The 21,977-nt window shown below is 70.4% G+C and carries 22 protein-coding genes and 1 pseudogene; 13 read left to right on the top strand and 10 right to left on the bottom strand.

The genetic code is table 11. The annotated features are described in order from the left end of the window. Positions 1 to 120: 120 nt before the first annotated feature. Positions 121 to 2,067, bottom strand: coding sequence for a 1-deoxy-D-xylulose-5-phosphate synthase (gene dxs / locus ACH4TL_RS19325; RefSeq protein ID WP_398316049.1), 1,947 nt, complete (start codon positions 2,065 to 2,067; stop codon positions 121 to 123). Positions 2,068 to 2,102: 35 nt separating this feature from the next. After that, the gene (locus tag ACH4TL_RS19320; RefSeq protein WP_398425283.1) at positions 2,103 to 2,912 is read right to left on the bottom strand and encodes an inositol monophosphatase family protein; all 810 of its coding nucleotides are present in this window, start codon (positions 2,910 to 2,912) and stop codon (positions 2,103 to 2,105) included. Between the two features lie 412 nt (positions 2,913 to 3,324). Between ACH4TL_RS19320 and ACH4TL_RS19315 the strand changes: the two genes are divergently transcribed. Next, on the top strand, positions 3,325 to 4,161 hold the full coding sequence (locus tag ACH4TL_RS19315; RefSeq protein WP_398315591.1) for a hypothetical protein: 837 nt from the start codon (positions 3,325 to 3,327) through the stop codon (positions 4,159 to 4,161). 153 nt (positions 4,162 to 4,314) lie between these two features. Next, entirely contained in the window at positions 4,315 to 5,205 is an 891-nt protein-coding gene (locus ACH4TL_RS19310) for a hypothetical protein (RefSeq protein ID WP_398315589.1), read from the top strand. Here the strand turns inward: ACH4TL_RS19310 and ACH4TL_RS19305 are convergent. The 4 genes from ACH4TL_RS19305 to ACH4TL_RS19290 all read right to left on the bottom strand — a co-directional run bounded on the left by ACH4TL_RS19305 (position 5,186) and on the right by ACH4TL_RS19290 (position 9,357). Further along, a complete protein-coding gene (locus ACH4TL_RS19305; protein WP_398315587.1) occupies positions 5,186 to 6,577 on the bottom strand; it encodes a sensor histidine kinase in 1,392 nt (463 codons plus the stop codon). The two genes, ACH4TL_RS19310 and ACH4TL_RS19305, sit on opposite strands and share 20 nt — an antisense overlap. Then, positions 6,574 to 7,236 (bottom strand): response regulator transcription factor, encoded by a 663-nt coding sequence (locus tag ACH4TL_RS19300; protein WP_398316047.1) that lies wholly within the window; start codon positions 7,234 to 7,236, stop codon positions 6,574 to 6,576. The genes ACH4TL_RS19305 and ACH4TL_RS19300 overlap by 4 nt, the downstream gene beginning before the upstream one ends. A 2-nt stretch (positions 7,237 to 7,238) precedes the next feature. After that, positions 7,239 to 8,075 carry an undecaprenyl-diphosphate phosphatase gene (locus tag ACH4TL_RS19295; RefSeq protein ID WP_398315585.1) on the bottom strand — a complete coding sequence of 279 codons (837 nt, stop codon included), beginning with the start codon at positions 8,073 to 8,075 and terminating at the stop codon, positions 7,239 to 7,241. A 64-nt stretch (positions 8,076 to 8,139) separates the two neighbouring features. Next, positions 8,140 to 9,357, bottom strand: coding sequence for a glycosyltransferase family 4 protein (locus ACH4TL_RS19290; RefSeq protein ID WP_398315583.1), 1,218 nt, complete (start codon positions 9,355 to 9,357; stop codon positions 8,140 to 8,142). Positions 9,358 to 9,555: 198 nt separating this feature from the next. Here ACH4TL_RS19290 and ACH4TL_RS19285 point away from each other — a divergent pair, with 198 nt between their 5' ends. The 6 genes from ACH4TL_RS19285 (at position 9,556) to ACH4TL_RS19260 (ending at position 15,122) form a co-directional block, all read left to right on the top strand. Beyond that, positions 9,556 to 9,933, top strand: a complete 378-nt coding sequence (locus tag ACH4TL_RS19285; RefSeq protein WP_398315581.1) for a BlaI/MecI/CopY family transcriptional regulator — start codon at positions 9,556 to 9,558, stop codon at positions 9,931 to 9,933. Between the two features lie 16 nt (positions 9,934 to 9,949). Then, the gene (locus tag ACH4TL_RS19280) at positions 9,950 to 10,885 is read left to right on the top strand and encodes a M56 family metallopeptidase (RefSeq protein WP_398315579.1); all 936 of its coding nucleotides are present in this window, start codon (positions 9,950 to 9,952) and stop codon (positions 10,883 to 10,885) included. 71 nt (positions 10,886 to 10,956) lie between these two features. Continuing rightward, entirely contained in the window at positions 10,957 to 11,442 is a 486-nt protein-coding gene (locus ACH4TL_RS19275) for a hypothetical protein (RefSeq protein WP_398315577.1), read from the top strand. Between the two features lie 124 nt (positions 11,443 to 11,566). Then, positions 11,567 to 12,292, top strand: a complete 726-nt coding sequence (locus ACH4TL_RS19270; protein ID WP_398315575.1) for a GntR family transcriptional regulator — start codon at positions 11,567 to 11,569, stop codon at positions 12,290 to 12,292. An 86-nt stretch (positions 12,293 to 12,378) separates the two neighbouring features. Next, entirely contained in the window at positions 12,379 to 13,761 is a 1,383-nt protein-coding gene (locus ACH4TL_RS19265; RefSeq protein ID WP_398315573.1) for a cation:dicarboxylate symporter family transporter, read from the top strand. Between the two features lie 8 nt (positions 13,762 to 13,769). Further along, positions 13,770 to 15,122 (top strand): adenylosuccinate lyase family protein, encoded by a 1,353-nt coding sequence (locus ACH4TL_RS19260; protein WP_398315571.1) that lies wholly within the window; start codon positions 13,770 to 13,772, stop codon positions 15,120 to 15,122. A gap of 81 nt (positions 15,123 to 15,203) precedes the next feature. Here the strand turns inward: ACH4TL_RS19260 and ACH4TL_RS19255 are convergent, their stop codons facing one another. Continuing rightward, entirely contained in the window at positions 15,204 to 15,689 is a 486-nt protein-coding gene (locus ACH4TL_RS19255) for a hypothetical protein (RefSeq protein ID WP_398315569.1), read from the bottom strand. A gap of 87 nt (positions 15,690 to 15,776) precedes the next feature. On the opposite strand from ACH4TL_RS19255, the gene ACH4TL_RS19250 reads away from it, so the two are divergent. Together ACH4TL_RS19250 and ACH4TL_RS19245 are read left to right on the top strand one after the other, a co-directional pair. Then, a complete protein-coding gene (locus ACH4TL_RS19250) occupies positions 15,777 to 16,331 on the top strand; it encodes a GNAT family N-acetyltransferase (RefSeq protein WP_398315567.1) in 555 nt (184 codons plus the stop codon). A 10-nt stretch (positions 16,332 to 16,341) separates the two neighbouring features. Further along, a complete protein-coding gene (locus tag ACH4TL_RS19245; protein ID WP_398315565.1) occupies positions 16,342 to 16,887 on the top strand; it encodes an AAA family ATPase in 546 nt (181 codons plus the stop codon). On the opposite strand, the gene ACH4TL_RS19240 is transcribed toward ACH4TL_RS19245, so the two are convergent. After that, positions 16,856 to 17,602, bottom strand: a complete 747-nt coding sequence (locus ACH4TL_RS19240; RefSeq protein WP_398316045.1) for an ABC transporter permease — start codon at positions 17,600 to 17,602, stop codon at positions 16,856 to 16,858. The two genes, ACH4TL_RS19245 and ACH4TL_RS19240, sit on opposite strands and share 32 nt — an antisense overlap. 284 nt (positions 17,603 to 17,886) lie before the next feature. Between ACH4TL_RS19240 and ACH4TL_RS19235 the strand changes: the two are divergent. The 3 genes and pseudogenes from ACH4TL_RS19235 to ACH4TL_RS19225 all read left to right on the top strand — a co-directional run. Continuing rightward, positions 17,887 to 18,372 (top strand): annotated as a pseudogene (locus ACH4TL_RS19235) (response regulator transcription factor); the annotation flags it as partial. Next, entirely contained in the window at positions 18,369 to 19,334 is a 966-nt protein-coding gene (locus ACH4TL_RS19230) for a sensor histidine kinase (RefSeq protein WP_398315563.1), read from the top strand. The pseudogene ACH4TL_RS19235 and the gene ACH4TL_RS19230, both read left to right, overlap by 4 nt. A 185-nt stretch (positions 19,335 to 19,519) precedes the next feature. Beyond that, complete coding sequence (locus tag ACH4TL_RS19225) at positions 19,520 to 19,975, top strand: DUF3761 domain-containing protein (RefSeq protein ID WP_398315561.1); 456 nt, start codon at positions 19,520 to 19,522, stop codon at positions 19,973 to 19,975. Positions 19,976 to 20,030: 55 nt separating this feature from the next. On the opposite strand, the gene ACH4TL_RS19220 is transcribed toward ACH4TL_RS19225, so the two are convergent. Both ACH4TL_RS19220 and ACH4TL_RS19215 read right to left on the bottom strand, forming a co-directional pair. Beyond that, positions 20,031 to 20,954: a YceI family protein gene (locus ACH4TL_RS19220; protein ID WP_398315559.1), complete on the bottom strand. Its 924-nt coding sequence runs from the start codon at positions 20,952 to 20,954 to the stop codon at positions 20,031 to 20,033. A gap of 135 nt (positions 20,955 to 21,089) precedes the next feature. Then, complete coding sequence (locus ACH4TL_RS19215; protein WP_398315557.1) at positions 21,090 to 21,962, bottom strand: dioxygenase; 873 nt, start codon at positions 21,960 to 21,962, stop codon at positions 21,090 to 21,092. Positions 21,963 to 21,977: the final 15 nt, after the last annotated feature.

The raw sequence follows: 21,977 nt of genomic DNA, 5'->3' as shown, positions 1-21,977 counted from the left end.
GTCGCGACCACGAGGGGGACGAAGCCCCGGCCAGCGCCGCCCGCAACCCACTCGTCATCTCCGACACCCCCAGACGGTCTCATGCCGAGCGGGGACGGACGAGCCCCGAAGGGGTCCTGTTCAGGCGTGGTCGGTCATCGCCACCGCCAGGCCCGCGGTTCCCGCTCCTTGGTGGAAGGCCCCGTTCTCACCCAGGGCGCGGTCGACACTGGCGTGGATCGACTTGTGCAGGGCGTCCTCGGTGAGTTCCAGTTCCGCGAGGAGTTCACCACGTGATCCGTGGTCGAGGAACTGTTGAGGAATGCCCATCACGTGGACCGGAGCGGTGACACCGGCATCGGACAGTGCCTGTGTCACGGCTACGCCCACGCCTCCCATGCGTCCGCTGTCCTCCACGGTGACGATGTGACGGTAGCCGCGGGCCAGGCGGACGAGCCCCTCCGGGACCGGCTTGACCCACCTCGGGTCGATCACCGTGGCGCCGACCCCGTCGTCGGAGAGCCGGTGCGCCACCCGCACGCACGCGCCTGCCATGGCGCCCACCCCGACGATCAGTACGTCGCGCTGCCCGGACTCGTGCAGCACGTCGACGCCGTGCCTGCGTTCGAGCGCGGGTACGGCGGACTCGACCGCTCCCTTGGGGAAACGCAGGGCCGTCGGCGCGTCCGTGACGTCGACGGCCTCGCGAAGCTCCTCGCGCAGCGTGTCGGCGTCCCGGGGGACGGCCACGCGCAGCCCGGGAACCATGTTGAGCAGGGACAGGTCCCACATGCCGTTGTGGCTGGCACCGTCACTGCCGGTGATACCGGCTCGGTCCAGTACGAACGTCACACCGCACCGGTGCAGGGCAACGTCCATGAGGAGCTGGTCGAAGGCCCGGTTCAGGAACGTCGAGTACACGGCGACGACGGGGTGCAGGCCGGCCATCGCCATGCCGGCCGCCGAGGTGACCGCGTGCTGTTCCGCGATACCGACGTCGAAGAACCGGTCGGGGTGGCGCTTGCCGAACTCATCCAGTCCGACCGGCCCTTGCATGGCCGCCGTGATGGCTGCGACCTTCGGGTTCTCCTCGCCGATCTCGGCGATTTCCGCGGAGAAGACGGAGGTCCAGCTCGGGGAGCCCGCCGAAGACGCCTCGCCGGTACGGGAGTCGATCCTTCCCACGGCGTGGAACCGTTCGGCCTCGTCTCGTTCGGCAGGGCTGTATCCGCGCCCCTTCTCCGTGATGCAGTGGACGATGACGGGACTTCCGAACCCCTTGGCGAGACGCAGGGAGTTCTCCAGCTCGGCGATGTCGTGACCGTCCACCGGCCCGACGTACTTGATGCCGAGATCCTCGAAGAGCGCTTGCGGTGCCACGATGTCCTTGAGTCCCTGTTTGACACCGTGCAGGGTCTCGTAGACCGGATTGCCCACGACGGGCGTGCGTTCGAGGGCTTCCCTACCGGCCGCCAGGAACCGCTCGTACGCCGGCAGGGTCCGCAGCGCCGAGAGGTGCCTGGCCAGCCCTCCGACCGTGGGCGAGTAGGAGCGGCCGTTGTCATTGACGACGATCACCAGGGGCCTGGAGCTGCCCGCCGTCGCGATGTTGTTCAGAGCCTCCCACGCCATTCCGCCCGTCAGAGCGCCGTCTCCGATGACCGCCACCGCGCACCGGTCGACCTCGCCGCGCACGGCGTACGCCTTGGACAACCCGTCGGCGTAGGCGAGGGCCGTGGAGGCGTGGGAATTCTCGACCAGGTCATGCGCGGATTCGGCCCGCGACGGGTAGCCCGACAGGCCGCCCTTCTTACGGAGGGTGGAAAACCTGTCCCGACGTCCTGTGACAATCTTATGGACGTAGGACTGGTGTCCGGTGTCCCAGACGATGGAGTCCGTGGGGGAATCGAACACCCGGTGCAGCGCCAGGGTGAGTTCCACCACGCCGAGATTGGGGCCCAGGTGACCGCCGGTCTGTGAGACCTGCTCGATGAGGAAGGTGCGCACCTCGGAGGCCAGGCGTTCTAATTCCCCCTCGGACAGGCCGTGCAGGTCTTTCGGGGAGCTGATCTCGTTGAGCAACTGCACCACGGGACTTCCTTTCTGGTCTGTTTCCCTGGAGTTCACAGGCCGGCGAGTGCGCGCTTCAACCCGCTGACGACTTCGGGGGAACCGGCGAGAAAGGCGTCGACCTGCCCCGCTCGAACGGTTTCACATTGGCCTCCGGCAGCCCTCACGAGAGCTATTCCAGCCGCGATGTCCCAGATGCTGAGATTGATTCCGACGTAGCCGTCGAGCGAGCCGTCGGCCACCGAGAAGAGGTCACAGGCGGCGGACCCCACCCAGCGCCAGTCCTGGACGTGCGAGACCAGGACCGGCACGATCTGCCGCAGGGTGAACGCCCGCGCGGTGGCGTCATGGCACAGGCCGACCGCGACCAGGGCCTCGTCCACCTTGACCGAGGAGACGGACATCGGGTACTCGGCACTGGCGTAGATCCGGCCGCCCTCGGCGGCGGCCCAGTCTCCGTGAGCAGGCCGGACCACGGCACCCGCAAAGATCCCGTCGCGTGACTCGAGGCCGACCGAGACGGCGAAGTCGCGTCGCCCGTGCACGAAGTTCGTGGTCCCGTCGATGGGGTCGATCACCCAACGCAGCCCGGAGGTCCCCTCCCGCGCCCCGGTCTCCTCGGCGAGGATTCCGTCGCTCGGACTTCGATCCGAGAGATGGTCGATGATGGCGCGCTCCGCTTCCTTGTCGGCGCGCGTCACGAGGTCGTAGCGGGCTCCCTTGCTGGCGATCGTCTGGAGAAATCCCGCCGCGTGTTCATCAATTGCCCTGGCACCCTCCTTCGCCGCCTCCAGCGCCAGGGCTGCGTACGTTAAGTCCACGCCCCCCTGTATCGAAGTGACCAGCATTTCGTTTTCACTCATCGATACCCCACGAATCGGCATGCCGCTGAATGGCTCCGTACAGCAACCATCCTTGCTTACGGAGCGATATCACGCGAGTCACTTCAAGTGACATCGATGTAAACGACATCGATTGTCTTGATCCGTTTCGCTGAATAGCTTCACCTCATGACGGCAGCAAGGGCTTGCCGCCGGGCGACGGAGAGCGTTACTTCGGGTTGCACGCCGGACGGGGCGGTGTCCGGGTTGCGGCATTTCCGGCATCTATCGGAGCACCGAATCAGCCATTGCCCCTTCGCGCGCCGCTACCGCGACGTCAAGCCTTGAGGCCGGAATCGATTGAATCCACTTTCCCTTCACGAAGACGTAAGGGACTGTTGTCCCGCGCGGGCGATCAGGATGCGTTCAGGTACTCGATGGCAGGTTCGGGCCCATGACCTCCGAGACATCCGAGACATCTGAAATCTCCCGGACTTCCGAGACCGCACGGTCGCGTCACCGGCCGCGCTGGAACAAGGTGCCCGAAGTAACCGTCTACTTCTGGGTCATCAAGGTGCTGTGCACGACGGTCGGTGAGACCGCGGCCGACCTGCTGAACGAGAAGGCCGGGCTCGGCCTGACGGGCGTGTCCGCGCTGATGAGCGCGCTGCTGGCCGTGGTGCTGGTGGTGCAGTTCCGGACCCGCGCCTACCGCGCGGGGGTGTACTGGCTGGCCGTCGCGCTGATCAGCGTGGTCGGGACGCTGGTCAGCGACAACCTCACGGACAACATGGGCGTGCCGCTCGAGGTGAGTACGACGGTGTTCGCGATCGTCCTGGCGCTCGTGTTCGTCGCCTGGTACCGGCGGGAGCGCACGCTGTCCATCCACAGCGTCGACAGCCCGAGCCGCGAGTCCTTCTACTGGCTGGCGGTGCTGTTCACCTTCGCCCTGGGAACGGCGGCCGGTGACCTGGTCTCCGAGCGGATGAGCCTCGGGTACTGGCTGTCCGCGGTGCTGTTCGCCCTGGCCATCGCCGCGGTCGCGGTCGCCCGCTTCGCCCTCGGTCTCGACGCGGTGTGGAGCTTCTGGATCGCGTACATCCTCACCCGCCCGCTCGGCGCCTCCGTCGGCGATTACCTCTCCCAGCCGACCGGGGGCGGCGGTCTCGGGCTGGGCACGGTCGTGACCAGTGTGCTGTTCCTGGCGGTCATTCTCGGCCTGGTCGTGTTCCTGGCGGTGACGCGCAAGGACGTCACCGAACCGGAGCTTGCCGCTCGGCAGAGGGCCTGAGGCCCCGTCAATCCCCAAGCGGGTGTTCAGGATGCGTTCAGGCTGCCGCTGACACAGTCGTACGTCGCGGCCGCGCGCGGCCGGTCCATCCCATGGGCGCCCGGGCCCTTCGGCCCGGGCGCCCTGTCCCCGATCAAGAGGGAGCACGTGACATTGGGGAAGCCAGAAGTCCTCACCGACCTCGACGTCGCCAGTACGAGCGGGTCGGTGATGAAGAAACTGCCCGAAGTCACCCTGGCCTTCTGGGTCATGAAGATCGCCGCGACGACCCTCGGCGAGACGGCCGGGGACCTCTTCGCGCAGACCCTGAAGCTCGGCTACTTCCTGACCACGATCGCGCTGTTCCTGGTCTTCGTGGTGACCCTGGTGGTCCAGCTCAGGTCCAACCGCTACCACCCCTTCTTCTACTGGACCGTGATCCTGTCGACCAGCATGGCCGGCACGACCATGTCCGACTTCATGAACCGTGACGCCAGCGCCGCCTACCTCTCGGGCGGCGCCACGTCACTCGGCTGGGGCCCGCAGGGGCTCGGCCTGGGCTATCCGGTCGGCGCGGCGATCCTGATCTCGATCCTGCTGGCGATCTTCCTGGCGTGGAAGGTGAGCGGGATGACGTTCCAGATCCGGGACATCGTCACCTTCCGGGGTGAGGCGCTGTTCTGGTCGGCCATCCTCGTCTCCAACACGCTCGGCACGTCGATGGGTGACTTCCTGTCCGACAGCTCCGGTCTGGGCTACGCGGGCGGCGCGCTCCTGGTCATCGGGGCGCTGGCCGTCCTCCTCGCGCTGATGAAGGCCCCCGCGGTGCCGAACGTGCTGCTGTTCTGGATCGCCTTCGTCCTCACCCGGCCGCTCGGCGCCACCGCGGGTGACTTCCTCACCAAGCCGGTCGCCAAAGGTGGCCTCGACCTGGGCACGGCGGGCTCGTCGGCGGTCCTGCTGGCCGTCCTGTTCGGGTTGATGGCCCACGCCCACGTGCAGGAGCGCCGCACCTCGGACCCGCGGAGTGCGGAGCGGGAGACGGTCAGCCAGCGGGCAGGGTGACGGTGAAGCGCGCCCCGGGCGCGTACGCGGCGTCGTAGGACACCTCGCCGCCCACGGAGCGGGCCAGACGGCGCGCGAGCGGGAGTCCCAGGCCCGCTCCGTGGTGGCCGTCGCCGGGGTCGGCGCGGCGCCCCGGCTGGAACAGCTCACCGGTGAACGCCTCGGGTACGCCCGGGCCGTCGTCGGTGATGTCGATCGCCACGGCACCGGGCACGCGCCGCCCGGAGAGGGTGACGGCGGAACGGGCGTAGCGGCCGGCGTTGGCGAGCAGCGGGCTGACGACGCGTTCGAGGAAGGCCGGTGTCACCCCGGCCTCCAGCCGCGTGTCCCCGGCCGCCACCACGGCTCGCACCCGCGCCGGGGTGTCCAGTTGCTCGGCCATGCGGCGCAGCACGGGCACGACATCGGCCGTACCGGCGGCCGTCGAGGCGTCGGCGGGGTTGTCACGGGCGTCGCGCAGGAGCGTGTCGCAGATGACACGCATGGACTGGGCGGCCTGGTCGATCACCTCGTGAGTGGCGCGGGTCTCGGCGGCCGAACGGGGCCGGGCCCGCCACCAGTCGAGCTCGGCGATGATCCGGGCGAGCGGGGTGCGCAGCTCGTGGGACAGCTCTCCGGTCAGCTGCTGCTCATGACGCAGCACGGCCCTTATGCGGTCCAGCAGCGCGTCCAGTGAGGTGCCGAGACGGGTAAGTTCGGCGGGGCCTCCCGCGGTGCTGAAGCGGTCGTCGGAGGCCACCGCGCTCCACTGGGTGGCCTGATCGGTCATCGTCCGCACGGGGCGCAGGGCCCGGCCGACCGCGAGACGTGTCAGCACGTAGGCGCATACCAGCATCACCGCGTCCAGTATCAGCGAGCCCAGCAGCAGGGTGTCGGCCGAACTCCGGTACGGGGTGAGGTCGAGGGCCGTCACGACGGTGGCGGTGGCGTCGCCGCCGGGTACGGGCCGGGCGCACAAGCGGACGGGCCGGTGTCCATCGGCGCTGACGGTCGCGCAGTCGGGCGTCCCCCGCGCGGCGATCCGTCCCGCGGTGCGGGTGGGAGGGCTGTTGTCCGAGGTGGAGGGCGGCTTCTCCAGCAGGCGGTTCCCGGCGTAGATCCACACGTTCGTGTCCAGCAGTTGGTCGTGGGCGGTCTCCAGGACACGCACCCGTGGGCCGCTGACGTCGACGGTCGTGGCGACGGCGGCCGCCCGGGCCCGCAGTTCGTCGTCCGCCTGGTGTCGCAGGCGTTGCCCCACCACGTTGTTGAACACGACGGTCAGCACGGTGATGAGCAGCGCGGCGGTGGTCAGCGCGACGAGGGAGAGGCGTCCGCGCAACGTACGGGGAGCCAGGCGGCGCAGCAGCGGCCGGTGCGGCGAGGGTTTCATGACAGGCGGTGTCCGATCCCGCGCGCGGTGGCGATGGTCAGACCGCTGCCCGCCTCGCGCAGCTTGCGGCGCAGCCGGGTCAGATACTGGTCCAGGGTGTTGTCACTGACCTGCCCGCCTTCGGGCCAGCCCGCCCTGACCAGGGCGCGGCGGGGCACGAGGTCGCCGTGCGCGGCGGCGAGCGTGGCCAGCAGCCGGAACTCCGTCGGCGACAGGGCGACCCGGGTGCCGCGCACGGTCGCGCTGTGCCGGACCGCGTCCAGGGCCAGGTCCCCGGCCATGGCGGCGGGTGGGGAAGCGGCCCGTTTGAGCGCCGCGCGCAGCCGGGCGGCGAGCTCGGCGATGTGGAACGGTTTCGGCAGGTAGTCGTCACCCCCGGCGGAGAAGCCGGACAGCCGGTCGGTGAGGTGGTGCCGTGCGGTCAGGAAGACGACCGGGGCGTGGAACCCGCCCGCGCGCATGGCCTGGCACACGTCCCGCCCGTCCGCGTCGGGCAGGCCGATGTCCAGGACGACCGCCGCGATCGCGGCGGTGGCCAGGCGCAGCGCGGTGGCGCCGTCGGCGGCCGGGACGGGGTCGAAGTCCTCGTCGTACAGGCCGCGGCGGAGCACATCACGCAGGGCGTGGTCGTCCTCGACGATCAGGATCTTGCGGCGCACGCTCACGCGGTGAGCGCTCCGGTGCCCAGCAGGCCGAACAGCAGCAGGCCGACGGCGATGCGGTAGATGACGAAGGCGTTGAAGGTGTGCTTGGCGACGAACCTCAGCAGCCAGGCGATCGAGGCGTAGGCGACCACGAACGAGACGGCGGTGCCCACCACGAGGGGTGCGGCGCCGACCCCGGCGCCGACGGCGTCCTTCAACTCGTACAGGCCCGCGCCGGTGAGCGCCGGGATGCCGAGGAAGAAGGACAGGCGGGTGGCGGCCACCCGGTCCAGGTCGAGGAGGAGCGCGGTGGACATGGTGGCGCCGGAGCGGGAGAAGCCGGGGAAGAGCAGCGCGAGGATCTGCGAGCAGCCGACCAGCATGGCGTCCTTGAAGCTCGTGTCGTCCTCGCCGCGTTTGTGGCGGCCCATCTGGTCGGCCACCCACATCACACCGGACCCCGCGACGAGGGAACCGGCGACCACCCACAGGGAGGCGAGCGGGCCCTCGATGAGCGGTTTGGCGGCCAGGCCCACGATCACGATCGGGACGGTGGCGCACAGGACCCACCAGGCGAACTTGTAGTCGTGGTGGTGCCGCTGCTCGCGGTCGACCAGGCCACGGCCCCAGGCGGAGACGATCCGCACGATGTCCTTGAAGAAGTACACCAGCACCGCCGCGATCGCCCCGACCTGGATGACGGCCGTGAAGCCCACCACGGAGGCGTCGTCGACCCGGATGCCCATCAGCCCTTCGGTGATCTTCAGGTGGCCGGTGGAGGAGACGGGGAGGAACTCCGTGATGCCTTCGACGATGCCGAGGACGGCCGCCTGGCCGATGGTGATGGCGCTCATCTGGATCCGTTTCTGGGAGGAATGGCACGGCGCGGTGCGGCCGCGCCCGGTGGGACGGGGGGGGTCAGTGGCGCAGGCGTCGCAGGGCCCGGCCCGCGCGACCGCGCCAGGAGGCCCTGCGGCGCTGCCAGCCGCGGGAGAAACGGGTGGCGGCGAGGTCGCTGAACAACTCCTCGTAGGCGAGGGCGACATGGGCCGGATCGAAGCGGCGGGCCGCGGCGCGGGCGGCCTCGCCCATGCGGTGGCGGCCCGGCTCGTCGGCTATCAGGTCGCACAGCGCGGCGGTCAGCGCCTGCCGGTCGCCCGTCGGGACCAGGCGGCCGTCCACGCCGTCGTCGATGATCTCGGCGGGGCCGAGCGGGCAGGCGGTGGCGACCACCGGTGTGCCGCAGCGCATCGCCTCCACCAGGGTCATGCCGAAGGATTCCGCGTCGGAGGCGGAGGCGACGATCGACACCTTCGCGAACTCGGCCTCGATCGGGGACACCGCCCCCATCAGCTCCGCCCGGTCGGCCACGCCCTGCTCCTCGATCAGTTTCCGGAGCCGTTCCTTGTCGGCGCCCGCGCCGTAGATGCGCAGCGACCAGTCGGGGTGCTTGGCGACGACATCGGTGAACGCCTCGATGAGCAGGTCGAACCGTTTGGCGGGCACCAGCCGTCCGGCCGCGGCGATGATGTGGGCGCGGTCGTCGGCGGGCGGCAGCCCCGGGTCGGGCACGCTGTTGGGGACGGCCAGCATCCGCACGCCCGGCAGCCGCATCTTCGCCCGGTAGACGGCCGCGTCGGCCTCGGTCGTGGTCACCACGGCGTCCAGGTCGCGGTACCAGCGGGTGAGCTGGGCGCGCAGTTTCTTGGTGTGCATGTCGTGGGTGAGGTGTTCCTGGGCGATGCGCAGCGCCCGGTGCGGGGCGAAGCGGGCCAGGTAGACGTTGAGGCCCGGCCGGGTGCCGATGATCACGTCCGCGTCGCAGCTCCGCAGGTACTCCCGCGCCCGCTCGTCGGTGAGGCGGCTGTACTGCTTGTACCGCTTCTCGGCGGTGGGGAAGACCTCGGCGGGCTGGCGCAGCAGCGGGTCGGCCGTGTCGGCGGTGTCCGTGCGTATGTCGACCAGGGGCACCACGGTCACCCGCGGGTCGATGGCGAACCGCGGGCCGGCGCGGTGGCGCAGCATCGACACGACGGTCACCTCGTGCCGGTCGGCGAGCGCGGCGGCGAGATTGAGCGTGGTGCGGATCGTGCCGCCGATCGCGTACACGTTGTGGAGCAGGAAGGTGATCTTCACTCGGCCCTCCCGGGGGTCGGCTCAGCGGTTCGTGGAGGGAGAACCAAAGGCACCGCGGGGTCCTTTCCGACCGTGCGCCGCCCCGGGGCAGCGTTCTGCCCGGGTACGAGCGCATGGCACACTTGGGCAACAGCGGCTTTTACACCGGTGTAGGAGTCCTACACGAGTGTAGGAGATGAGGGAAGGGACGCCAAACCCATGGGCATCCGGACGCCTGGACACGGCCCAAAACGGCCCAACGGTGCACGCGAGGCCGAGATCCTCGAACTGCTCCAGCGGGCCGACGGCGCGCTGACCCCCCGCGAGGTCACCGAGCGCCTCGGCAGCGGGCTGGCCTACAACAGCGTGTTGACGATCCTCACCCGCATGCACACCAAGCAGCTGCTCACCCGCACCCCGCGCGGCCGGGCCCATGCCTACGCCCCCGTGACCGACGACCCCGGCTTCGCCGCCCGCCGCATGCGCTCCGTCCTGGAAGAGCGGTCCGACCGCCAGGACGTCCTCGCCCGCTTCGCCGACGGCCTGTCCACCGACGACGCGGACCTGCTGCGCCAGCTGCTCGACCCCGACCAGTAGGAAGGGGCCCGCCCGGATGCGCATCGCCGTCTACGTCCCCCTGCTGCTCTCCCTGCTCGCCCCGCTCGGGGCGCGCCCCCTGTCGGAGCGGTGCGAGCCGCGCCTGGCGACCTGGCTGCTCACCGTCTCCGCCCTCGTCCTGAGCGCGGCGACCACCATCGCGCTCGGACTGCTGGCCGTCACCGGCCTGATCCGCTTCCCCGAGGTGGCCGGCCTCGGCCACTGGTCGGCACACATCGCGCAGCGCGACGACCCCGCCGAGCTGTCCGTCGCCCTGTGCGCCGGACTGCTGCTCGGTGCCGCCGTCCTCACGGCCGCCCGCATGCTCTGGCAGCGCGCCCGCACCCTGGCCGCCGCCGCCCTGGAAGCGGCCTGCATGCCCACCGAGGACGACCTGGTCGTGGTCGAGGACGAGGCCCCCGACGCCTTCGCGATCCCCGGCCTGCCCGGCCGCGTCGTCGTCTCCACCGGCATGCTGCGCACCCTGGACGAGACCGAGCGCCACATCCTGCTCGCCCACGAGCGCGCCCACCTGGCGGCCCACCACTACGCCTTCGTCGCCCTGACCCAGCTCGGCGCCGCCGCCAACCCCCTGCTGCGCCCCCTCGCCACGGCCGTGACGTACACCATCGAACGATGGGCCGACGAGAACGCGGCCACCGCCACGGGCGACCGCGAGCGGGTCGCCCGCACCGTCGGCAAGGCCGCCCTCGCCGCCCACCACACCCCCGCCCGCACCCCGGGCGCCTCGCTGGCCATCCTCGGCCGCCGCAGTCCCCTCACAGCCGCCGGCCCCGTGCCCCGCCGCGTCGCCGCCCTCCTCGCACCCCCCTTCGGCCGCCACCCCCTCCTCGCCACCGCGACCGCCGCGGTCCTCACGACCGCGGCCCTGTCCATCGCCGAAGCCACCCACGACCTCCACCTCCTCCTGGAAGCCGCCAGCACCCGATAGCCCAGCCCCCGCGGACGCCCCGGCATAATGCTGGACGACTGCCTCGGAACCGCAGTCCCAAAGGGGGAAACATGCAGAACGCAGATGACGGGACAGCCCCCGCCTTAGCCGTGGCGATCGTCGGCCTCGTGGTATGGCGGCAGCTGCACACCCGTCCGGTGCGGCGCAATGGTTCGCTGATCGCACCGGTAGTCCTCGGCGTTCTGGGCATATCAGGGCTCACCCTCGGCATCGCCTCGGCCGACAAGCACCATCCGTTGACCACGGCGCCCGTTGCCCTTCTGACAGCCAGCTTTGCCGTCGCGGCCGGCTTCGGTGTGGCCAGGGCCCGGACCGTACACGTATGGCGTGGGCCCCAGGGTGAGGTGCTGCGCAAGGGAACGGCGGCGACGACCGGACTGTGGATCGCCTCGGTGGCCATGCACATCGGGCTGGCCCTGTGGATCGACCACTCGACCACGACCGGATCGCTGGGGACCGCGTCGTTGTACGCCTACCTGGCGATCGGCGTGGGTACGCAAAACCTCCTGGTCCGCGGGCGCGCCGCCGCATTGTGAGTCGTCGTCGCCGCATCTCGGCGGTAAACGGGTGGGCGGTGGCGACGATGTTCGGGTGGGGCGGTCCGGGCGGTGATCTAGGATTTTCCCACCGGACGGAAACCGCGAGCAGCGAGGAGACCCCGTGGCCGAGCCGCGTTACGCCACGATCTCCGAGGATCTCGTGCGCCGGATCGCCGTTGGCAGGTGGGCGGTGGGCGATCTGCTGCCCACCGAGCCCGAGCTGGCGGCGGAGTACGGCGTGTCGCGGGAGACGCTGCGGCGGGCGTTGCGGCGGGTGGAGTCGCTGGGGCTGATCTCGCGGCGGAAGGGCACCGGCACCCGCGTGGAACGCTCGACGCCGGTCACCGCGTTCGCGGCACAGCTGGGCAGCGTCGAGGAGTTGGCGCAGTACGGCCGGACCGCCGTACGCCACGTCCTGTCGGTGGACCCGGTCACGGTCGACGAGGCGCTGGCCGGGACCACCGGGCTGCCGGTCGGCTCCCGGCAGGTGTGCATCACCTCGACCAGGCAGGACCCGGACCACGCCGACGAGGCGCTGTCGTGGGCGAGGGTCTACGTCTCCCCCGAGGACGCCAAGGCGATCGCCGGTGACCTGGGCATGAGCACCCCGCTGATCTCCGACCTGATCCTGGCCCGTACCGGCCGGGCCGTGAAGCGTGTCGTCCAGCGGGTACGGGCGACGCTGCTCAGCCCCGAGGCGGCCGCCGCGCTGGGTGAGCAGCCGGGCGGCCTGGGGATGGAGCTCACCCGCCGGTACTACGACGAGTCGGGTGCGCTCTTCGAGGTCGCGGTCAGCACGCACGCCGGAGACCGTTTCGTCTACGAAACCGTGCTCGAACGCCGCTGAGGCGGTCCCGCCGAAGGTATTGACAGATCCCCGAACACACCCCAAGTTTGTCTAGACACATCACATGTCTAGACAAGGAGCGGCGCATGAGATCTCAGCAGCACGCCGGAGCCACCCCGTCGCCACCAGCGGCGCGCAAGCCCTGGTACCGGGGGCTGGGGGCCCAGGTCCTCATCGCCATGGCCCTCGGCGTGGCCGTCGGGTTCGCGTTCCCGGACGCCGCGGCCCAGCTGAAGATCGTGGGCGATCTGTTCCTCGCGCTGATCAAGGCGGGCGTCGCGCCACTGGTGTTCTTCACCGTCGTCATGGGCATCGCGTCCGCGGGCGATCTGAAGAAGGCGAGCCGGATCGGGTTCCTGGCGCTGATCTACTTCGAGGTCGTCTCGACCGTCGCCCTCCTGCTCGGCCTGCTGGCCGCCAACGTCTTCGAGGTGGGCAAGGGCGCCGGTTCGCTGAACCCCGGCCAGAACGACGCGCCGTCCGCCGGGGGCGGGGAGCACGGCTTCACCGCCTTCCTCAAGGACATCGTGCCGGACAACTTCGTCGGTGCGTTCAGCTCCGGTCAGCTGCTCCAGGTCGTGGTCCTGGCGGTGATCTTCGGCGCCGGACTCCTCTCGCTCCCGACCCGGACGCGGGAGCGGATCAACGGCGGTCTGGAGCTCGTCTCCGAGGGCTTCTTCGGCTTCGTCAACGTCGTCATGAAGCTCGCCCCGATCGGCGCCTTCGGCGCCATCGCCTACTCCGTCGGCACCAACGGCGGCGCCATGCTGCTGGCCCTGGCCGAACTCGTCCTCGAGTACTGGCTGGTCGTCGCCGTCTTCGTCTTCGGCGTACTGGGTCTGATCTGCGCGGGCGCCGGATTCAACGTCCTGCGCATCCTCAGGTACGTCCGCGTCGAGATGGCCCTCGTCCTCGGTACCGCGTCCTCCGAGGCGGCGCTGCCTGGCCTGCTCAAGAAGCTGACCCGAGTGGGGTGTTCGAAGCAGTCCGTCGGGCTCGTCGTCCCCACCGGGTACGCCTTCAACCTGGACGGCACCTCCCTCTACATGTCCCTCTGCACCGTCTTCGTGGCCAACGCGTACGGGATGCCGATGGACCTGTCGGAACAGTTCGCCCTGCTGCTGATCATGCTGCTCACCTCGAAGGGCGCCGCCACGGTGTCCGGCGGAACCTTCGTCGTCTTCGCGTCGACCGTGGCGGCCACCGGCGATCTGCCCATCGAGGGCGCCGCGGTCCTGTTCGGCGTCTACCGCTTCATGTCGATGGCCACCGCCTTCTGCAACACCTTCGGCAACGTCGTCGCCACCTTCGTCCTGGCCAAGTGGAGCAAGGAGATGGACACGGCACGGGTCGAGCGGGCGCTCGCCGACCCCAAGGCGTTCCTCGCCACAGCCGAACGCGAGGACGCCGAACACGACGGTGTCGAAGACGACACCCTCCCCGCCCCCGCCTCCCTCTCCGCGAAGTGAGACATCCCATGAGCAGCAGCACCGTCTTCGACTCCTTCCTGTTCCGCGACATGTTCGGCACACCCGCCATGCGCGACGTCTTCAGCGACACCGCGTACGTCGAACGCGTCATCGACACCGAGACCGCGCTCGCCCGCGCCCAGGCGAAGACCGGCGTCATCCCGCCGGAGGCCGCCGAGGAGATCACCGCCAAGGCGCGCTTCGACGGGCTCGACCTGGAGCGGCTGCGCACCGAGACGGAGATCGTCGGCTATCCGGTCCTGCCGATCGTCAAGCAGGTCGCCGACCAGTGCGGCGCCTCGGGCGGCTATCTGCACTGGGGCGCCACCACGCAGGACATCATGGACACCGCCGTGATGCTCCAGTGCCAGCGGGGCACGGCCCTCCTCCAGACCCAGCTCGACGGCGTACGCCGCGCCCTGAAGAGGCTCGCCGAGGAACACGTCGACACCGTCACCGCCGGCCGCACCCACCTCCAGCACGCCCTGCCGGTCACCTTCGGCTTCCGGTGCGCCGTATGGCTCTCCGCGCTGGACCGGCACGCCGAGCGGCTGGCACAGGCCCGTGACCGCGCCCTCATGGTGCAGTTCGGCGGGGCGGCCGGCACGCTCGCCTCGCTGGGCGAAGGTCCGGAGGGCCTGGAGACCAGGGCCGTCCTCGCCGCCGAACTGGGGCTCCGCGACCCCGCGATCACCTGGCACGTCGCCCGGGACGGGCTGGTGGAGCTGGTCTCCCTGTTCGCCGCCATCGGCGGCTCGCTGGGCAAGATCGCCTGGGACGTGACGATGATGTGCTCCTCCGAATTCGGCGAGCTGGCCGAGCCGTTCGTCCCGGGACGGGGCGCCAGCTCGACCATGCCGCAGAAGCGCAACCCGATCTCCAGCGAGCTGATGGTCGCCGCGGCCAAGCTGCTGCGGGACAAGGCGTCCTCGATGTTCGACGCGATGATGCAGGACTTCGAACGGGCCACCGGCCCCTGGCACCTGGAGTGGGCCGCCGTACCGGAGTCGTTCCTGCTGCTGTCGAGCTCACTGCACCAGGCGGAGTTCATGCTGTCGGGGCTCGAGGTCGACGTCGAGCGGATGCGCGAGAACACCGCCCTCACCGGCGGCCTCATCGTCGCCGAGGCCGTGATGATGGAGGTCGCGCCCGTACTCGGTCGGCAGAACGCACACGAGATCGTGTACGAGGCATGCCGCACCGCCATCGAGGCCAGGACCACCCTGGAGTCGGAGCTCCTCGGCCACCGCGACCTCGTCGAGCGGATCGGCCCGCGGCGGATAGCTGAACTCTGCGACCCCGCCGCGTACTTGGGCAGCGCGGCCGCGATGACCCGGCAGGTCGTCGGCGAGGCCCGCTGAGGTTCAGGACGAGCGTCCGCCCCGACCCGCTCGGGTCAGGACGGGTGCTCGTCCGGGCCCGCCATCAGCGCCTGATGGGGCTCATTCGCCGATCCCCAGCTCGTCGAGCAGCATCGGCTTGAGAACGGGATCGTCCTCGTAGAAGCGGGAGTGGCAACTGACGCAGACCGGCCCTCCCCCGCGCCCAACCGCCCGCCTCCGCAACCACGTCAGCAACTGTTCCAGCAAGGTGAGATCGTCGCTGTGGAGAACCTGGCGCGAGGACAGGGCCCAGCCGTGGTCAGTCGGTCCGTCGCGGCGGGCCAGTTCGGAGAAGACCACCCCGCCGATCCTCGGATCCGCGGGCCCGCGCTCTGCCAGCAGCGGGTACCGGTCGATCTCCCACTGGCCTTCGGGCAGGGGCTCGCCCTCCTCGTCCACGGCCACGACCGGCCAGCCATCCACCACGATCGTGAACTGCTCCGGGCGCGCGCCATGCCCGAGGTGCCAGCGAAGCTCGGCCATCTCGGCTTCTGTCAGGTCAGCTGGAAGTTCGGCCGTAAGGAGAACCTCATGGATATCCGCCACGCTGCGGCATGCTACCCAGGTCGAACAGACGCCTCCCTGGAGATCACGCCGCGTGCTGCCCGGCGGGCGTGGGATAGGTTCCCCGCCATGAGTGACTTAGGATCCATCGCCTGGCCACCCGCGCCGATCAAGACCGAGCGGCTCTTGCTCCGCGAGTCCGAGGCCCGGGATCGTGCGGCGTTCATCGAGCTGTTCGCCTCGCCGGAGGTGGGCGCCTACATGGGCGGCCATCGAACGCGTGAGGAGTTGGAGCGCACGCTGCCCGAGACGCCCGAGAGGCGCCCCGGACTCTTCGTGATCGAGCTCGACGGAGCGATGATCGGCACCATCGAGCTCAACCGGCGCGACGCGGAGCGTCGGAGTCATGTCCGGCCGGATGCCGGGGAGGCCGAGCTGGGCTATCTGCTCCTGCCCGGGGCGTGGGGGCGCGGGTACGCCGCCGAGGCGTGCGCGGCGGCGCTCGGCTGGTTCGCCGACGCGCGTCCCGGCGAGCCGGTGGTGCTCTGCACCCAGACCGCCAACGACCGCTCGATGCGCCTCGCGGCGAAGCTGGGGTTCACCGAGGTGCGACGGTTCGAGGCGTGGGGCGCCGCACAGTGGATGGGCGTGTGGGCCCCGGCCGCGCCGCCCGCACAGCGCTAACGTGGGGCCCGTGATCGTATGGCTCAACGGCACCCACGGCGCGGGCAAGACAACGACCAGCGCACTCGTGCAGCAGCTGATCCCGGATTCACGGGTGTTCGACGCCGAGAAGGTCGGCGAGACGCTCATGGACATCACGCCGGGGCTGCCCGAGACGGACAACTTCCAGCACTGGCCGCCGTGGCGGCCACTCGTGGTCGAGACCGCGCGCCGCGTACTCGACTACACCGGCGGCACGCTGGTGATGCCCATGACCGTCCTGGTCGAGCAGTACTGGCGCGAGATCAGCGCGGGCCTCGCCCGCCATGACATTCCGGTACGGCACTTCGTCCTCCACGCCGACCAGGACACCCTCCGCGCGCGCATCGCGGGGGACACCGTCCTCGGCCCCGACTCACCGTTCCGTCTCAGATACCTCGAGCCCTACGCCGAGGCGGCCCACACATGGCTGCACGGCGAGGCCGAGGTCGTCGACACCACGCACCTCACGCCCGCCGAGGTCGCACTGAAGATCGCGGAGGCCGTCAAGAACGGAACAGCCGGCGCCGAGCGATGAGTTCGACGGTCACGGCGACGGCGATGGCCTGCACCGCCATCAGCGCGATCAGGACGAACAGCTGCACCGCCCCGGCCATGAGCGGGCTCGCCCCGCCCAGGAGCACACCCACGAACGCCCCGGGAAGCGTCACCAGTCCGACCGTGCGCGTCTGGTCCAGCCCCGGCAGCAGCGCGTCGGACGCGGCCGGACGCGCGATCTCCATGCGGGCGTCCCGGTCGAGGAGGCCCAGCGCCATCGCCGCCTCGACCTCGCCGTGGCGGCGTTCCAGCTCGTCGAGGGCTCGTCGCCCCGCGAGCACCGTCACCGTCATGGCGCCGCCGATGAGGATGCCGCTGATGGGGATGAGCGCGATGCCCTTCAGGGGCACCAGTCCCGTCAGGAGCAGCGCGGCCACCGTGGGGACGACGCCGGCGGCGATCGGCGCGGCGGTCAGCCACCAGGTGCGGTTTCTGGTCAGCCGTCGCCCCGCCGTACGCACGGCGACACCGAACATCACGATCAGGAACGCCGCCAGGCCCGCCGCGTTGGTGGCAGCCCAGGTGATGACCAGGGACACACCGGCGAGCTGCGCCGCCGCACGCACGCCCGCGACGACGATCTCCCGGGGACGGTTGGCCGCGTCGTCGGGAGACAGCCGAAACCAGTAGGCGACCCCCGCTGCCACCGTCAGCAGCACCATCAGCAGCACACCGAGGGTGGGGTTGACCGGCATCAGGGATCTCGCGCTCAGCGTCACGAGCCCCACCGTAAACGCCGCTCACAGCGCAGGACAGCCGTGACCTGTGCCAATGAGGCGCTCTATCGGTTGCTCGCGGTTATTGATCGACTACTCCTAGGCGGCAGGGCGGCCATTCTCTGTGAGTTTCTGTGAGCCGCCGACCGACCGGCCGCCGCGACCTGCCGGTTTCCCTCGGGCGGAACCCCCGGTTCGCAGAACACTCCCAGCCTTGCGCAGATCTCTCGCAGAACGGCGGATCAGCGTGAAGCGATGGGCAGCGTCCCTCCGCGACGGAGGAACATCCACCGGTGTTGTTCCTCACCGCCCGCGACGCACCCGAGGACAGGATCAGCGGGCTCAGGGCGGGCGGGGACGACTACGTCACCAAGCCGTTCAACCTGGAGGAACTGGTCCTGCGCATCCAGGCCATCCTGCGCCGCACCAACGGCCGCCAGCCGGACGGGCGGCTGGTCGTCGGCCCCCTGGAGCTGGACCCCGACAGCCGTCAGGTGAGCCGGGACGGACGCCCCGTGCGGCTCTCCCCCACCGAGTTCGACCTGCTGCGCGTGCTGATGGAGAACGCCGGACACGTCCTGTCCAAGGCCCAGCTCCTCCAGCTGGTCTGGCAGTACGACTTCGGCGGCGACGACAGCATCGTCGCCTCCTACATCAGCTATCTGCGGCGCAAGGTGGACCCGGCCGAGCCGAAGCTGATCCATACGGTCCACGGCACCGGCTACGTACTGCGCAGGCCACGGCAGTGAGCGGAGGCCCGGCGCGCGGGCCGCGCGGCAGACTCTCGCTGCGCGGCCGACTGCTGACGATCTGCCTGCTCCTCCTCGTGGTCGCCCTGCTCGGCAGCAACGCCCTGGTCATCACCCTGCTCCAGCGGGACCTGGTGCACCAGCTGGACGACCGGCTCCGCACCGCCGCCCGCCACGTCGGAGAGGTCGGTGAGGCACGGGCACCGCAGGTGCGCGACACCGTGGAGCAGCAGCTGACCGGCGATGTCTACCTCGCCTACCTCGGCCCGGACGGCCACGTACGGCGGGTCGTCCGGCCGTCCGTGCACAGTGCCCCCGCGCTGCCCCCGCTCGATGCGGCGGCGATCCGCGAACGCGACCGCCGCCCCTTCGAAGTCCCCGCCGCCGACGGCGGCGAAGAGTGGCGGGTGATCGCCGTACGGCTCGACGCGCCGGACGGCCGTATGGGCGGCATGCCCGAACGCGCCCATGTCGACGCCGCGATGAGCCGCATCGAACGGGAAGCGGCCCGGCTGGTCCGGCTGGTCGAGGACCTGCTGCTGCTCGCCCGCCTCGACGAACCCACCGCCGCCGCGGACCTCCCGCTCCACCTCAGCCCCATGGACCTGCGCACCCTGGCCACCGACGCCCTCCACGACCTCCACGCGCTGGACCCACGACGCCCCGTCACCCTCACCGGCCCCGGCCGCGGCCCGCCGGGTGGCGCGCCGGTACTCGGCGACGAGGCGAGACTGCGCCAGGTGACCTCCAACCTCGTCGGCAACGCGGTGGCCCACACCCCGCCCGGCACCCCGGTACGGATCGGCGTCGGCGTCGGCGTCGGCGTCCAGGACGGCCTGGCGGTGCTGGAACTCCACGACGAGGGACCGGGGATGTCCCGGGAGCAGGCCGCCCGTGTCTTCGACCGCTTCTACCGCGCGGACGACGCCCGCGGCCGTACCGAAACCGGAGGCGCCCGGTGACCAATCGGCGGCGTCCGGATCACAACTTGACCACGGACCACACACAAACTTTTCACTTTTCAATTACCGCAGTTATGGTCAGCTCCTCGAGTTTCACTCAAGGGGGGACCATGTCCTGGAATAACCGCCCAACACCGCCGCCTCCGGGTCCGACGCCCCGTCGGCCGAGATGGGCCCGCAAGCGCGTGGCCATACCGGCCGCGGCCACGCTGCTGTTCGTCGGCATGGGCATGGGAGGAGCGGATGGGGAGGACGCCAAGGCGGCGGGCCGGGCCAAGCCCGCGCCCACGGTGACCGTGACGGTCACCGCGAAGCCCGCCCAGATCAAGCACAAGGCCGAGCCGACGCCGACCGTGACGGTCACGAAGACCGTCACGGCCAAGCCCAAGCCCAGTGCCACGCCGAAGCCGAAGGTGACGAGGAGCGCCGAGGCGCCCGCCGACACGTCGACGGGCGGGTCGGGGACGGGCTCTGGATCGGGGTCCGGGTCCGGATCGGGGTCCGGGTCGTCGTCCGGGGGTTCGTCCTCAGGGGCGGCGAGTGGCGCCACGGCCAAGTGCGAGGACGGGACGCTTTCGTACGCCGCGCACCATCAGGGCGCCTGCTCGCATCACGGCGGGGTCGCCGTCTTCTACCGGTGACACGGCGACGGGGCGCGCCGCACCGGCGCGCCCCGTCGTGTGATGGCCCGTGGGGCTACTCCGGCGGGGTCGGGGTCTCGTGGTTGCGGTACATCGCCTGGATGTCCAGCTCCAGCTTGACCGTCGGGCCCACGACCGCGATGCCGCGGGCGAGCATGTTGTGCCAGTTCAGCGTGTAGTCCTCGCGGTGGAGTTCGGCGGTGGCGCGGGCCGCGCAGCGCAGCTCCTGGTCGTATCCGCCGTTTACCGCGCCGAGGTAGGTGGTGTCGAGGGTGACGGAGCGGCTGACGCCGTGCAGCGTCAGGGGCCCCTGGATGCTCCACTTCGCACCGCTGCGCCAGGTGAAGCGGTTGCTGACGAAGTGCAGGTCCGGGTAGTTCTCGACGTCGAGGAAGTCCGCCGAGCGCAGGTGGTTGTCCCGGGTGTTGTTGCCGGTGGAGATGCTGGAGGCGTCGATGAGGACCTCGATGCGGGAGTCCTCCATGCGCTCGGCGACGTGGATGCCGCCCCGGAAACGGGTGAAGCGGCCGTGCACGTTGGCCATGCCGACGTGGCGGGCGATGAACCGGATGGCGGTGTGCGGGGGGTCGAACAGCCAGGTGCCGGGCGGGGGGAGTTCGAGCTGCTGCGAGGCCTCCATCTGGATGTGCTGGGGCTCGGTGCACTGGCCCGGCCTGATGTCGGCGGTGAGGCGATGGGGGTTCAGGCCGCTGCCGGTGAACAGGACGGAGTACTCGCCCGGCTCCAGGGTGGCGACGAACAGCCCGTGGGGGTCGGTGGTGGCCTTGACCGCCTGCTTGGCCGCGCCGCGGGTCGCGGTGATGGTGACCTCGACACCGCCCAGCGGCTGGCCGACGGGGTCCAGCACCTCGCAGCTGAAGGCGCCGGCGCCGATGGGCATGGGGAGGCGGAGACCCGATCCACGGTTCTGGCGCTTGGGGCGCATGCGCCGGAGCAGTGCGAGGGGTGTTGCAGTCATCTCTCTAAGGCTTCTCTCGGTAACGGGGTCTCCCCATGATGGAGGGCGCTGGGGGACGGCACCCATCAGGGGTGGTTGTATCGACCAACGGCCTCGGCCTCGTTCGCACCGCTCATGAGACCGCTCAGGAAACGCTCATGAGGAGGTGGGCGACAACACGAGGTCGAAGACGGTGAGACGAAAGGGGGTGCTGACACCGTAACGGGTGGCGAGACCCTCGTCGTCGACCAGGGTGAAGTCCTGCACCAGGCTCCGCTTGACCGCGAACACCGCGTCGGACTCGGCATAGGGGCTGCCCGCCACGAAGACATGGGTGGTCAGGGTGGCGTGGCCGGTGGCCCCGGCGATGACGTGGATGTGCGCGGGCCGGTACGGATGTCGCCCGGTGGCGCGCAGCAGGGCGCCGACCGGCCCGTCGGTGGGGATGGGGTACGGGCTCGGTACGCACGTACGGAACCAGAAGCGGCCCTCGGCGTCGGCGGTGAACAGCCCGCGCCCGTTGCCCTCCGGCTGTACGCCCGGCTGCTGCACATCGTAGAAGCCCTGGTCATTGGCCTGCCAGATGTCCAGCACTGCGCCGGGCAGCGGGCTGCCGTCGGTGCCGGTCACCCGGCCTTGGACGACGCAGGGCTCGCCGGTGCCCACCAGGTCGATGGTGTCGCCGAGTTCGCGGCGCGGCGATCCGGTCAGGTGAAAGGGGCCCAGAACGGTCGGTTCGGTGGCTCCCTCCGCCCCGCGTCCGTTGATCGTCTCGATCAGCATGGAGATTCCGAGCACGTCGGAGAGCAGGATGAACTCCTGCCGGGTGTCGGTGCAGTGGTGGCCGGTCTCGGTGAGGAAACCGATCGCCGCCTCCCACTCCTCCGGGGTGGGCTCGGTCTCGCGGACGAAGTCGTGCAGATGTCGTGTGAGGGAGGTGAGGAGTGTGCGCAGCCGTGGATCGGGGGTCGCGGCGAAGCTGTCGGTGACGGCCTCGGTCGCGGTGCCCTCGGTGAAGTCGGTGGCCATGCCTCTTCCTTCCCT

Origin of the sequence: Streptomyces sp. NPDC021115 (assembly GCF_044333065.1) — a bacterium.
Taxonomy (GTDB): Bacteria; Actinomycetota; Actinomycetes; order Streptomycetales; family Streptomycetaceae; genus Streptomyces.
Note: the sequence above shows the minus strand (reverse complement) of the source record. Positions and strands in the feature narration are given on the sequence as shown.

Bases quoted from the DNA above. Each gene is read 5' to 3' on its own strand.
- ACH4TL_RS19320 (WP_398425283.1), bottom strand. From the start codon at position 2,912: ATGAGTGAAAACGAAATGCTGGTCACTTCGATACAGGGGGGCGTGGAC.
- ACH4TL_RS19315 (WP_398315591.1), top strand. From the start codon at position 3,325: ATGACCTCCGAGACATCCGAGACATCTGAAATCTCCCGGACTTCCGAG.
- ACH4TL_RS19305 (WP_398315587.1), bottom strand. From the start codon at position 6,577: ATGAAACCCTCGCCGCACCGGCCGCTGCTGCGCCGCCTGGCTCCCCGT.
- ACH4TL_RS19295 (WP_398315585.1), bottom strand. From the start codon at position 8,075: ATGAGCGCCATCACCATCGGCCAGGCGGCCGTCCTCGGCATCGTCGAA.
- ACH4TL_RS19285 (WP_398315581.1), top strand. From the start codon at position 9,556: ATGGGCATCCGGACGCCTGGACACGGCCCAAAACGGCCCAACGGTGCA.
- ACH4TL_RS19280 (WP_398315579.1), top strand. From the start codon at position 9,950: ATGCGCATCGCCGTCTACGTCCCCCTGCTGCTCTCCCTGCTCGCCCCG.
- ACH4TL_RS19275 (WP_398315577.1), top strand. From the start codon at position 10,957: ATGCAGAACGCAGATGACGGGACAGCCCCCGCCTTAGCCGTGGCGATC.
- ACH4TL_RS19265 (WP_398315573.1), top strand. From the start codon at position 12,379: ATGAGATCTCAGCAGCACGCCGGAGCCACCCCGTCGCCACCAGCGGCG.
- ACH4TL_RS19260 (WP_398315571.1), top strand. From the start codon at position 13,770: ATGAGCAGCAGCACCGTCTTCGACTCCTTCCTGTTCCGCGACATGTTC.
- ACH4TL_RS19250 (WP_398315567.1), top strand. From the start codon at position 15,777: ATGAGTGACTTAGGATCCATCGCCTGGCCACCCGCGCCGATCAAGACC.
- ACH4TL_RS19240 (WP_398316045.1), bottom strand. From the start codon at position 17,602: ATGCCGGTCAACCCCACCCTCGGTGTGCTGCTGATGGTGCTGCTGACG.
- ACH4TL_RS19220 (WP_398315559.1), bottom strand. From the start codon at position 20,954: ATGACTGCAACACCCCTCGCACTGCTCCGGCGCATGCGCCCCAAGCGC.
- ACH4TL_RS19215 (WP_398315557.1), bottom strand. From the start codon at position 21,962: ATGGCCACCGACTTCACCGAGGGCACCGCGACCGAGGCCGTCACCGAC.